We start from the raw sequence: 10914 nt of genomic DNA on the forward strand, positions 1-10914 counted from the left end.
CGTAGCGCTTGTATTCGCCAAAATACTTGGTGATCGCCGCCGTCAGCGACGTCTTGCCATGATCGACATGGCCAATCGTGCCGATGTTCACATGAGGCTTTGTACGCTCGAATTTACCTTTTGCCATAGTCTCTTTCCTTGGACGGCCTGGACCTTCAGTTCAGTCGAATGCGGGGCGCTTAGCGACAACGGCCGAAAAACACAAGTGCCTTGTGGCCGGGGGCTTTCTCACCCGGTCTGAACCCATGATCCGGTTTTCGGGGATGTGGCGCGGATATAGGAACGAACAAGAAGGAATGGAATGGCCGAAGATAGGTTCCGCAGGTATCCGCATTCAACGGGTGGATATCGCCGCTTCGGCCTGTTCGCCGTGCCGGATTTACAGCCGGATCTGGCCCATTGCCGGTGTGGCGCCGGTCTGATTTCCTGATCCGATGCAATTCATTCCGATCGCCATCCGCGGCCCGCTGTTCATGATCCTCTCGACCGGATCCTATGTCGTCAACGACACCATGATGAAGCTGGCGACGGTGGGGCTGCCACCTTATGAGGTGTTGTTTCTGCGCGGGGCGGCGGCAACGCTGTGGGGCATCCCGTTGCTGCTTTCGTTAGGTTACGCCAAGCAGATCCCGCTGATCCTCGACAGGAGAGTGTTACAGAGAAACCTGCTCGAGCTGGCGGCAATCCTTTGCTACGTCGTGGCGCTCGCCAACATGCAGATCGCCGATTCGACCGCCTTGGGGCAGATCACTCCCCTGCTCATGCTGATTGGCTCCTCGGTCCTGTTCCGGGAACGCATCGGGGGGCTGCGCACGGCGCTCATCGGGCTCGGCTTCATCGGAGCGGTGATGGTGACGCAGCCGACCATGCAGGGTATCTCGGTCTACGCCTTGCTGGCGCTCGGCAACGCGGCTTTCGCCGCCGCGCGCGATCTCGCCGGACGGCGGGTCGCCGCCGATGTGCCTGGAATGATCGTCGCAATTTCCGCAGTGGTGGTGGTGCTGGTCGGCTCAGGCGCTGCGCATCTGATGTCCGAGCGTTGGGTGATGCCCGAGACGCATCATTTGCTGCTGATGGCCGGGGCCGGCTTGTTCCTGATCTTCGGCCACTTCTTCATCTTCATGGCCTATCGCGTCGGGCCGACCGGCGTGGTGGCGCCGTTCTATTACTGCTTCACCGTCTGGGCGGTCATTTCGGGTCTGGTGGTGTTCCAGCAATTGCCGAACGCGCTGGCGATCGGCGGCATCCTGCTGGTGGTGGCCAGCGGGCTGACCATCGTGTCGCTCGACGAGCGCAGGCGCCGTCTGACCGTGGTGGCCTGGGCCTCGGAACTGCACCAGGAACGGTCGGCTGAGTGGAGAAACCCGTGACAAGCCAAGAGAATGAAAGCAGCCTGAACGTAAGCAACCAGAATGCCAGCAACCGCATGCTTGCCGGAAAATGCCTGTGCGGCGCCGTGCAATACGCGGTGGCCGACGAGTTCATCTACGCCGCCAACTGCCACTGCTCGAACTGCCGGCGCACCACCGGTTCAGCATTCAAGCCGTTTGCCGGCATCCAGCGTGAGAGACTGAACCTGACCAAAGGCGAGGACAACCTCCTGACCTTTGGCGACGAGGCCTGCCATGACAGGCACTGCAAGACCTGCGGCTCATTGCTCTATTCGGTCGTCCGCGACGGCGCCTTCGTGCACGTCGCCATGGGAACCCTCGTCTACGAGCCGACCATCCGTCCGACGCAGCACATCTTTGTCGGCTCCAAGGCGAAGTGGTTCACAATCACCGATGACCTGCCCCAATATGAAGAGCATGTCGCCGAAGGTGCTGAATAAGAACCTGGCGATGTGGCTGCCGTCAGGCAGGCTGCCGAAGCGACAGCTCTGCCTGGCTTCTAATTTCTAAAGAGCCCGGTTCCCGGTGAACTGGTGATAGGCCCACAGAACGACCACCGATCCCAGCACGGCGACGATCAGGCTGTAGATGTTGAGGCCGGTAACGCCTGACGCGCCGAAGGCGCTGAAGATCAGGCCGCCGACAACAGCGCCGACAATCCCGAGTACGATATCAAGAACAAGGCCCTGCCCGCTCTTGTTGCCGATCTTGCTGCCTATAAAGCCGGCGATGGCGCCAAGGATGATCCAGCTTCATATTGACATTTTCCTCTCCATTCCCCGCAACCGATTACTTCCACATTATTAAGCGAAGCTCAAGACAACTTGAATTTCATGATTACAGAAAGCTCAACCAGCTTGAAATTCGGCCGGATGCGTGATTGTGGAGATGGAACGGCAGGCCAATGGCCCGGGCAATGCGCTGGACCCACAGATCATTCGCGAGATCGCGCAAAGGACAGGGCGGAACGAGCAGGACTTGCTCAAGCAACTATCCGCGGCTTTGCCGGGCCCGTCGTCGATCAGTTGCGCCGAACGGACAGGTGCCGCAACAGCATCAGATCGCTTCCGCGTTCAACAGCCAGCGAGTTGGAGCCCTGCGCGTCCACCGGGCGCGCAATGCTCTAGCACCTTGAGTTCTGGCACTTTGATCTTGCGTGTGGAAATCTGGAGCGGGTAGCGGGAATCGAACCCGCATATTCAGCTTGGAAGGCTGCTGCTCTACCACTGAGCTATACCCGCGCATTTCGCCCGAAAACCGCTATGCACTTTTCGGTCCGATGCTTTGCGTTTCAGGGCTTCCGGGCCGGCAGTGGTGGAGAGGGTTGGATTTGAACCAACGTAGGCATAGCCAACGGATTTACAGTCCGTCCCCTTTAACCACTCGGGCACCTCTCCAGTCTGCCGCCGGAGCCATGCAACGAGGCATCGACGCGTCGCGACCGCGTGAGCAGCCCTTCGCGAAGCGCCTTATGGCGGCAGCGCCCAAAACTGTCAACCGTAACGTCCCGGCAAAACGCGTTGAATTCCGGACGGCCCGCCGAGCAGTGTATCCGGCTGTATCCTTAGACAGACGACACGGCTATAGAACCGGCCATGAGCAACGACAACAAGCCCAAAACCCCGAAAGACACCCACTACGCCAGGCTGCGCCGGGCGCATCGCGACGAGAAGAGCGGCGGCGCGCCGGCGTTCAGGCCGCGCCAGCCGGTGCCGCCAGGAGAGACAGCAGCGGACGGCCTGGTGCGGCTTTACGGCCTGCACACGGTGCGGGCAGCACTCGACAATCCGCGCCGGCGGATCAAGAAGATGCTGGTAACGCGCAACGCCGCCGAGCGGCTGGCGATCGCCGACCTCGCCGCCCTGCCCTTCAAGACGGAACTGGTCGAGCCAAAAGACATCGACAAGGTCACCGGCTCCGACGCCGTCCATCAAGGCGTGCTGATCGAGGCCGAGCCGCTAAAACCCAAGCGGCTCGATGCGCTCGGCGATACGACGCTGGTACTGGTGCTCGACCAGGTCACCGACCCGCACAATGTCGGTGCGATCCTGCGCTCGGCGGTCGCCTTCGGCGCCGGCGCGCTGATCACCACGGCGCGCCACAGCCCGCATGAATCCGGCGTGCTGGCGAAATCGGCCTCCGGCGCACTGGAGCATATCGACCAGATCGAGGTGAAAAACCTCGCGGAGGCGATCGGGCAATTGCACGAGGCCGGGTTCCAGACCATCGGCCTCGATTCGGACGGACCGGCGGAACTCGAAAAGAGTTTTTCGGGAGAAAAGATCGCGCTGGTGCTCGGCGCCGAGGGCAAAGGCCTGCGCCAGAAGACCCGCGAAACAGTGACGACGCTCGCCCGGCTCGACATGCCCGGCGCCATCCGCTCGCTCAACGTCTCGAACGCCGCAGCGGTGAGCCTTTATGCAGCGAGGAAATTTTTAGGGCAGTAGGGGAATAGGGCAATAAGGGAGTAGGGAAGTGCAGTTTGTCGGATGCCGTGAATTTTGACCTCCCCCTACTGCCCTACTCCCCTAGCCCATGTCCCGCCATCCGCTCCAGCGCCCTGACCAGCGCGGAGTGATCCTCCTTGGCGCCGCCATTGGCCGCGCAGGAGTTGAACAATTGCTGCGTCGTCGAGGTGTTGGGCAGCGAAACGCCGAGCGCTTTGGCCTCTTCCAGCGCCAGGTTAAGATCCTTCTGGTGCAGTTCGATGCGGAAGCCCGGCGCGAAGCTGCGCTTGATCATGCGCTCGCCGTGCACTTCGAGAATGCGCGAGGCGGCCAGCCCGCCCATCAGCGCCTGCCGCACCTTGGCCGGATCTGCGCCGGCTTTCGATGCGAAAACAAGGGCTTCGGCGACCGCTTCAATGGTCAGCGCAACGACGATCTGGTTGGCGACCTTGGTGATCTGGCCGACGCCATTCAGCCCGACCAGCGTGATGTTCTTGCCCATCTTTTCGAACACCGGCCTGGCGCGTTCGAAGGCCTTTTCCTCGCCGCCGACCATGATGGTCAGCGACGCGGCCTTGGCGCCGATCTCGCCGCCCGACACCGGCGCATCGAGATAGTCGCAACCGAGATCGTTGATCTTTTTTGCGAAAGCCTTGGTCTCGATCGGCGAGATCGAGCTCATGTCGATGACCAGCTTGCCATTAGTGAGGGCGGACGCGACGCCGTTCTCCCCGAACAGCACTTCGGCCACCTGCGGGGTGTCAGGCACCATGGTGATGATGATGTCGGCGGCCTGGGCCACGGCGTGGTGGCCGGAGACGGTCTTCAGGCCCTTGGCGACGAGATCGGCCTGCGGCTTCGAGCGCTGGTCGCTGGCGACGACCTGATAGCCGGCGCCCAACAGATGCCCCGCCATCGGCGCCCCCATGATGCCGAGGCCGATGAAGCCGATGGTGTCCATTGTTGTTCTCCGTTTCGATAATCCCCGGCCTGCCCTACGCCGCCGCACTGCCCGGCCCTGCAAATTTCCTGAACCAGCCCAGCCCGGCTTCCGTCCCGCCCTTCGGCTTGTATTCCGCGCCGACCCAGCCGGAATAGCCGATGCGGTCGATGTGGTTGTATAAAAAAGGAAAATTGATCTCGCCCGTCCCCGGCTCATGACGGCCGGGATTGTCCGCAAGCTGGATATGCGCAATGCGGTCGAGGTTTGCCTCGATGGTGCGGGCGAGATCCCCCTCCATGATCTGCATGTGGTAGATGTCGTATTGCAGGAACAGGTTCTTCGAGCCGACGCGGTCGATGAGCGCCAGAGCCTGATCCGAATAGTTCAGGAAGAAGCCGGGAACATCGAGCGTGTTGATCGGCTCGATCAACAGCCTGATGCCGGCCTGCTCCAGCTTCTCCGCCGCGAAAGCCAGGTTTTCGGCGAAGACGTCTTCCAGCAAGCTCCGGTCGACGCCCTGCGGCGCAATGCCAGCGAGGCAGTTGACCTGTTCGCAGCCCAGCGCATGCGCGTAGGTGATCGCCTTGGCGACGCCTTGCCGGAACTCGGGCACACGATCCGGCAACACGGCGATGCCGCGCTCGCCCTTGCCCCAATCGCCGGCTGGCAGGTTGAACAGCACCTGCGTCAGGCCGTTCTTCTTCAACCTCGCCGCAACCACCTCCGGCGCATGGTCGTAAGGCCCGATATATTCGACACCCCTGAAGCCGGCGTGGGCGGCGGCTTCGAAGCGATCGAGAAACTCGTGCTCGCCAAAGAGCATCGAAAGATTGGCTGAAAAACGCGGCATTCTTTTTTCTCCGAGAGTCTAATCAAGCATGACGATCGCCGTGGGGGCATCCTCGTGGCTCTCGGCAAGCTCCTCGAATTCGGTGATCTTGTCGATTTCGGTGCCCATCGAAATGTTGGTGACGCGTTCGAGGATAAATTCGAGCACGACGGGAACCTGGTGCTCCTTCATCAGGCGCTGCGCCTGCTTGAAGGCGCCGGCGAATTCCTCCGGCCTGCGCACCCGGACCGCCTTGCAGCCCATCGCCTCGGCGACGGCGACATGGTCGACGCCGTAGCCAGCTTCAGGGTCGTCTTTCCGGTTGACGTTCTCGAAGGCGAGGCTGACCTCGAAATCCATCGAAAAGCCGCGCTGCGCCTGGCGGATCAGTCCGAGATAGGCATTGTTCACAACGACATGAATATAGGGCAATCTGTGCTGCGCGCCGGCCGCCAGTTCCTCGATCATGAACTGGAAATCATAGTCGCCGGACAGCGCGACGATGTTGCGCTGCGGATCGGCGGCGCGAACGCCAAGTGCGGCCGGCAGCGTCCAGCCGAGCGGTCCGGCCTGGCCGCAATTGATCCAGTTGCGCGGCTTGTAGACATGCAGGAACTGCGCGCCGGCGATCTGCGAAAGGCCGATCGTGGTGACATAAGTGGTGTCACGGCTGAATGCTTTGTTCATCTCCTCATAGACGCGCTGCGGCTTCAGCGGCACCTGGTCGAAATGCGTCTTGCGCTTCAGCGTCTTCTTGCGGCCCTGGCATGCCTTGGCCCAGCCCGACCAGTCGCGCAATTTCCCCGCCGTCTTCCATTCCGTGGCGACGTCGAGCAGCATTTTCAGTGCCGCGCCGGCATCCGAGACGACACCGAGGTCCGGCGCGAAGACACGGCCGATCTGGGTCGGCTCGATATCGACATGGATGAATTTTTTGCCGCTGGTGTAGACGTCGATCGAGCCAGTGTGGCGGTTGGCCCAGCGATTGCCGATGCCGAAGACGAAATCGGCCTCGAGCATCGTTGCGTTGCCGTAGCGATGCGACGTCTGCAGCCCGCACATGCCGGCCATCAGCCGGTGGTCGTCGGGGATCGCGCCCCAGCCCATCAACGTCGGGATCACAGGCACGCCAGCGACTTCGGCGAACTCGATCAGCAGGTCCGAAGCATCGGCGTTGATGATGCCGCCGCCGGCGACGATGACAGGCTTTTCCGCCGCTTTGAGCATCGCCAAGGCTTTCTCGGCCTGGCTGCGCGACATCGCCGGCTTGAACGGCACCAGTGGCTCATAGGCATCGATGTCGAACTCGATCTCGGCCAGTTGCACGTCTACCGGCAGATCGACCAGGACCGGACCGGGCCGCGACGAGCGCATCAAGTGGAACGCCTTCTGCAGCGCCATCGGCACCAGATAGGGTTCCATGACGGTGACCGCCCATTTGGCGACAGGCGCGGCGATGGCGGCGATGTCGACGGCCTGGAAATCCTCCTTGTTGAGACGCGCGCGCGGCGCCTGGCCGGTGATACAGAGGATCGGGATAGAATCGGCCGCGGCCGAATAGAGCCCGGTGATCATGTCTGTACCGGCCGGACCCGAAGTGCCGACGCACAGGCCGATATTGCCTGATTTAGCGCGGGTATAGCCTTCGGCCATGTGCGAGGCCGCCTCGACATGGCGCGCCAGGATGTGGCGGATGGTGCCCCTCGCCTTCAGCGCCGAATAAAACGGATTGATCGCCGCGCCCGGCACCCCGAAGGCGCAGGAGATGCCTTCCTTTTCGAGAACGAGAACCGCTGCGTCGACCGCGCGCATCCTTGCCATGTCCGCCTCCACGGAATTTGTTGATGGCCGAGAATGCCAGTGCGCCGACTATTTTTCAATTTTTTCAAAATATTTTTTCATTTCTAAGAAGTGACGGCTAGCGATTGATTTCATTGAACGATCCATTTTCCATAGGTTCGGCTTGGCAGATCAGTGGAAAACTTTTTCATTGCGTATTCGACGCGAGATCGGCAAGAATGCCCCATGGAAACCACCGGAAAACGCCAGCGCGGACGTCCGCGTGCCTTCCACGGTCCGTCCGACGCCGCTTCGGTGCAGTCGCTCGACCGGGCGCTGCGCATTCTGGCCATCGTCGCCGAAGGCAGCGGGCTGTCGCTGAGCGAGATCGCCGCGCAGAGCGACCTTGCGGCATCCACCGCCTACCGCATGCTGACGACGCTGGAAAACCACGGCATGGTCGAGTTCGACAGCACCGACCAGCTGTGGTCCATCGTCGTCGGGCCTTATCGCATGGGTGCGGCGTTCCTGCGCCGCCGCAAGCTGGTCGATCGCGCCCGTATCGTCATGCAGGAACTGATGGAGAAGACCGGCGAGACCGCCAATCTCGGCGTCGCCGAGGACGATTGCGTGGTCTTCGTCAGCCAGGTCGAGACGCATCAGGCGATCCGCGCCTTCTTTCGGCCGGGCACGCGCAGTTCCTTCCATGCGTCGGGCATCGGCAAGGCGGTGCTGGCGCATCTCGAGCCGGAACGCGTCGGCGCCATCCTGCGCCGGGCCGGGTTGGAGCGCTTCACCGAAAACACGCTGTCCGACATCTCGGCGCTGGCCCGCGATCTGGTGGTCATCAAGCTGCGCGGCTGGTCGGTCGACGACGAGGAGCGGCACCCCGGCATGCGCTGCGTGGCCGCCGCCATCTTCAACGAGTTCGGCGAGCCGATCGGCGGCGTATCGGTTTCGGGACCGACGGTGCGGGTGACGCCGGAGCGGCTGGCCGAGATCGGCCCGCTGGTGCATGATGCAGCAGCGGCGGTGACGATGATGATCGGCGGAATCAGGCCGGCCTGAGGGCGAAGAGGCCGGAAACGATGGTGCGCTTGAACATGATAATCTCTTTGCTGCGTTGTGAGAGAGGCGATCCATCCGCCTCTTGACGATCAGTCGTTGCAGCAAGGAAAAAGGTTCGATGATTTTTTGGATTTTTTCGCAAGCGCAAAAGCGGCCGGTCTGAACATTGCAATCAGGCGCGCAATTGCGACCGGCGAAGAGTGCCGGTCAATAGTCCGCCGGCGGAGGGCCTCAGCCCATGCCGGTGATATGGCGCAGCCAGAAGGCGAGCGCGATGAAGCCGATGATAGTGGTGACGCCGGTCCAGTCGACATTGGCGCTCTTCAGATCCTTGATGAGATTCACCAGGAGAATCGAGGCCACGACGACGACCAGAGCAATGACGACAAGTCTGATCATGCGAACCCTCGCCTATGCGTTTGCACCCTCGATCAATATAGGAGGCGAATTGGCCGTTTTCAGGATGCCCGCGCCGGAAGCTCCGGCGCGCACTCACGGGCAAAACAGAGTTTTGTCTTTACTGGCGCAACAAATATGCTAACCGGAGCGCCGTGCCCTTGTAGCTCAGCTGGTAGAGCAGCGGTTTTGTAAACCGAAGGTCGGCGGTTCGATTCCGTCCGGGGGCACCAGCAAAAACCAATATAATCAAATACTTCATGGGAAGAGCGCGGCCACATGGGCGGTTTTTCATGTGGCAACACGTTACATTGAAAACCGCTGATTTGCGGGCTTTTCAACGTGTTGCTGTTTATTCCATGCAGCACGGATGCAACGCGAGCCACGAAAAAGCCCGCCGAAGCGGGGTCTCCGGTCTTTGTGGTGGGGCGTCGGGTCAGTGGCCTATGGCGCTGACATGCATCGCTAATGCGCCGGACCTGCTCGGCCGAAATCGTGCGTAGGTGGTCCACTAGTCGACGATGCCAAGACTGGAGAGAAGACCGTAGGCAGCAAGGATGCTGAGGGACACCGTCTTGAACGACACGACAAGGCCGAGGACAGTCGTGTAGGCAGCGGGCACAAGCTTGACAGCCATTCCCGAACCCGCCTCGCGCCGGATGCGCCACTTGCGGACCGGAAAGGTGACAGGGCCGCCGAGGAACTCGAGGTAGCCTCGCAGGAATACCCGCAGTCGGTAGCCGACGATGCCCGGGCCCTCGCTCCAGTGTCCGGACAGCCAGCGGAGGCCGTAGATGCCGTAGCCCGCCATCAGGAGCAGAAGCAATCCGATCCAGGCCCACCCGAGCCAGCTCTACGCAGCGGTCGAAATCGGGTTCTCCGCACCGGCGACCCACAGCCACAGGACGTAGGCGCCAGAGGCACGAGGGTGCATCCGGCCGCGGTGGCGAAGGCGATGGACAGACGTTCTTCGGTGTTCCCCGCAGCACGCCACTCGGTCCCGATCCACGACAGGATTGCGCGGACTCCTATGAGGACGAGGTGAATTGCGAAGATGGCGACCGCGACGACGGCGAAGCGCTGCAGGCCGCTGGTCATTGCCTCCCGACCGAACAACAAGACGCCCGCAACGACCGCGAGCAGTATATTGATGATGCCCTCAAGTCTGCTTGCCGTTCCCAAACATTGCCTCAGGTCGGGAAACAGTTGCGAAATCGCCTCATTATCATCCGGTGGGGCGAGAGGGCTTGGACAGATCCCGTCATGACAATCGCTCTGACCAGTGGCGAAAGCGCACTGGAGCACGGCGATCTCGCGCACGTGGCCAAGTCCTGCGGCGCCTGCGTAGGCTCATTGCGGCCGCAAAACGAAAACGCCAAGGTTTTGACGCAACTCGCTATCGCGCGTGCCATGATGCGCGCCGGCAAAACCCTTTAGCATTAGGAGTGGGTCAGTTTCGAATTTCTGAATATAATTGGCTGTGCCGCCACAAGGGCGTATGGTGAAGCGTCGTCCGCACCAAACCGAGGCAAACGGACGTTTGAAAGAGCAGATCACGCTTTCGCCCGACGAGGGAGGAGAGTGTTATGGCCTTCTCAAAATACAGCAGCGTATTCACGTCGACCGACCTGGACCTTCTCCAGAAGGTATTCGACCAGCTGTGCCAAGAGCGTCGTCTGGCCCTTAAAGACCGGGACCAGAGGGAACGGCTCGCCTGCCAAGTTATTGAAGCTTTCGAGAACGGCTTCACAGACGAAACAGAGTTGTGGCAAGCGCTTTCGAAGCGCTGCACGGCCAGTGCGTGAACTTTAGGCGCTGCGCTTTATAAAAGAGCCCGTTCCGTTGCGAGGTCCGGAACTGGCCCGAAACCCACGGAGATGGTGGGTCCGACGGGGCAAATTTTGCATTAGATTCACCCAATCCCCAACTTCTAAGTCAGCGCAATGTTCCATCGTTCGTCCGTTTGAGCTTGCCCACGGAACGCGCTCTGTTTGCTATCGTCTCGAGCGTCAACGCCGCGATTTCAGCACCCGGGCCTCACGGGTCAATGAATTCCAGTTG

General features: G+C 61.3%; 13 protein-coding genes and 3 tRNA genes. 7 read left to right on the forward strand and 9 right to left on the reverse strand.

Going from position 1 to position 10914, the window contains the following annotated elements:
• The coding region (locus EOA86_RS07795) for a GTP-binding protein (RefSeq protein WP_244571411.1) at positions 1-127 on the reverse strand (127 nt) is incomplete at its 3' end.
• Positions 128-434: 307 nt separating this feature from the next.
• On the opposite strand from EOA86_RS07795, the gene EOA86_RS07800 reads away from it, so the two are divergent.
• Both EOA86_RS07800 and EOA86_RS07805 read left to right on the forward strand, forming a co-directional pair.
• On the forward strand, positions 435-1370 hold the full coding sequence (locus EOA86_RS07800; protein ID WP_128341142.1) for a DMT family transporter: 936 nt from the start codon (positions 435-437) through the stop codon (positions 1368-1370).
• 56 nt (positions 1371-1426) lie between these two features.
• Positions 1427-1831: a GFA family protein gene (locus EOA86_RS07805; protein WP_128341149.1), complete on the forward strand. Its 405-nt coding sequence runs from the start codon at positions 1427-1429 to the stop codon at positions 1829-1831.
• Between the two features lie 66 nt (positions 1832-1897).
• Here the strand turns inward: EOA86_RS07805 and EOA86_RS07810 are convergent, their stop codons facing one another.
• The 3 genes from EOA86_RS07810 to EOA86_RS07825 all read right to left on the reverse strand — a co-directional run bounded on the left by EOA86_RS07810 (position 1898) and on the right by EOA86_RS07825 (position 2788).
• Positions 1898-2137: a GlsB/YeaQ/YmgE family stress response membrane protein gene (locus EOA86_RS07810; RefSeq protein ID WP_245497167.1), complete on the reverse strand. Its 240-nt coding sequence runs from the start codon at positions 2135-2137 to the stop codon at positions 1898-1900.
• Between the two features lie 421 nt (positions 2138-2558).
• Positions 2559-2632 (reverse strand) — tRNA-Gly (locus tag EOA86_RS07820).
• Positions 2633-2703: 71 nt separating this feature from the next.
• Positions 2704-2788 (reverse strand) — tRNA-Tyr (locus EOA86_RS07825).
• Between the two features lie 198 nt (positions 2789-2986).
• Here EOA86_RS07825 and EOA86_RS07830 point away from each other — a divergent pair.
• Positions 2987-3838, forward strand: coding sequence for an RNA methyltransferase (locus tag EOA86_RS07830; protein ID WP_128341143.1), 852 nt, complete (start codon positions 2987-2989; stop codon positions 3836-3838).
• A gap of 73 nt (positions 3839-3911) precedes the next feature.
• On the opposite strand, the gene EOA86_RS07835 is transcribed toward EOA86_RS07830, so the two are convergent.
• From EOA86_RS07835 to gcl, 3 genes are read right to left on the reverse strand one after another with little or no spacing between them, the layout of a single operon-like run.
• Entirely contained in the window at positions 3912-4847 is a 936-nt protein-coding gene (locus tag EOA86_RS07835; RefSeq protein WP_281035641.1) for a 2-hydroxy-3-oxopropionate reductase, read from the reverse strand.
• A complete protein-coding gene (gene hyi, locus EOA86_RS07840) occupies positions 4834-5631 on the reverse strand; it encodes a hydroxypyruvate isomerase (RefSeq protein WP_128341145.1) in 798 nt (265 codons plus the stop codon). Before hyi ends, EOA86_RS07835 begins: the two co-directional genes overlap by 14 nt.
• 18 nt (positions 5632-5649) lie before the next feature.
• A complete protein-coding gene (gene gcl, locus EOA86_RS07845; RefSeq protein WP_128341146.1) occupies positions 5650-7431 on the reverse strand; it encodes a glyoxylate carboligase in 1782 nt (593 codons plus the stop codon).
• Between the two features lie 204 nt (positions 7432-7635).
• Between gcl and bhcR the strand changes: the two genes are divergently transcribed.
• Positions 7636-8457 (forward strand): HTH-type transcriptional regulator BhcR, encoded by an 822-nt coding sequence (bhcR, locus tag EOA86_RS07850; RefSeq protein ID WP_128341147.1) that lies wholly within the window; start codon positions 7636-7638, stop codon positions 8455-8457.
• Between the two features lie 231 nt (positions 8458-8688).
• Here bhcR and EOA86_RS38505 read toward each other — a convergent pair whose 3' ends face one another.
• Positions 8689-8856, reverse strand: coding sequence for a hypothetical protein (locus EOA86_RS38505; protein ID WP_164891614.1), 168 nt, complete (start codon positions 8854-8856; stop codon positions 8689-8691).
• Positions 8857-9010: 154 nt separating this feature from the next.
• Between EOA86_RS38505 and EOA86_RS07855 the strand changes: the two genes are divergently transcribed.
• Positions 9011-9086, forward strand: a tRNA-Thr gene (locus tag EOA86_RS07855).
• Between the two features lie 278 nt (positions 9087-9364).
• Here the strand turns inward: EOA86_RS07855 and EOA86_RS07860 are convergent.
• Positions 9365-9679 (reverse strand): hypothetical protein, encoded by a 315-nt coding sequence (locus tag EOA86_RS07860; protein ID WP_127212404.1) that lies wholly within the window; start codon positions 9677-9679, stop codon positions 9365-9367.
• Between the two features lie 215 nt (positions 9680-9894).
• Between EOA86_RS07860 and EOA86_RS07865 the strand changes: the two genes are divergently transcribed.
• On the forward strand, positions 9895-10290 hold the full coding sequence (locus EOA86_RS07865; protein ID WP_164891615.1) for a hypothetical protein: 396 nt from the start codon (positions 9895-9897) through the stop codon (positions 10288-10290).
• A gap of 149 nt (positions 10291-10439) precedes the next feature.
• A complete protein-coding gene (locus tag EOA86_RS39295) occupies positions 10440-10658 on the forward strand; it encodes an RNA-binding protein (protein WP_206523415.1) in 219 nt (72 codons plus the stop codon).
• Positions 10659-10914: the final 256 nt, after the last annotated feature.

Source organism: Mesorhizobium sp. M5C.F.Ca.IN.020.32.2.1 (assembly GCF_004023105.1).
Lineage (GTDB): Bacteria > Pseudomonadota > Alphaproteobacteria > Rhizobiales > Rhizobiaceae > Mesorhizobium > Mesorhizobium wenxiniae.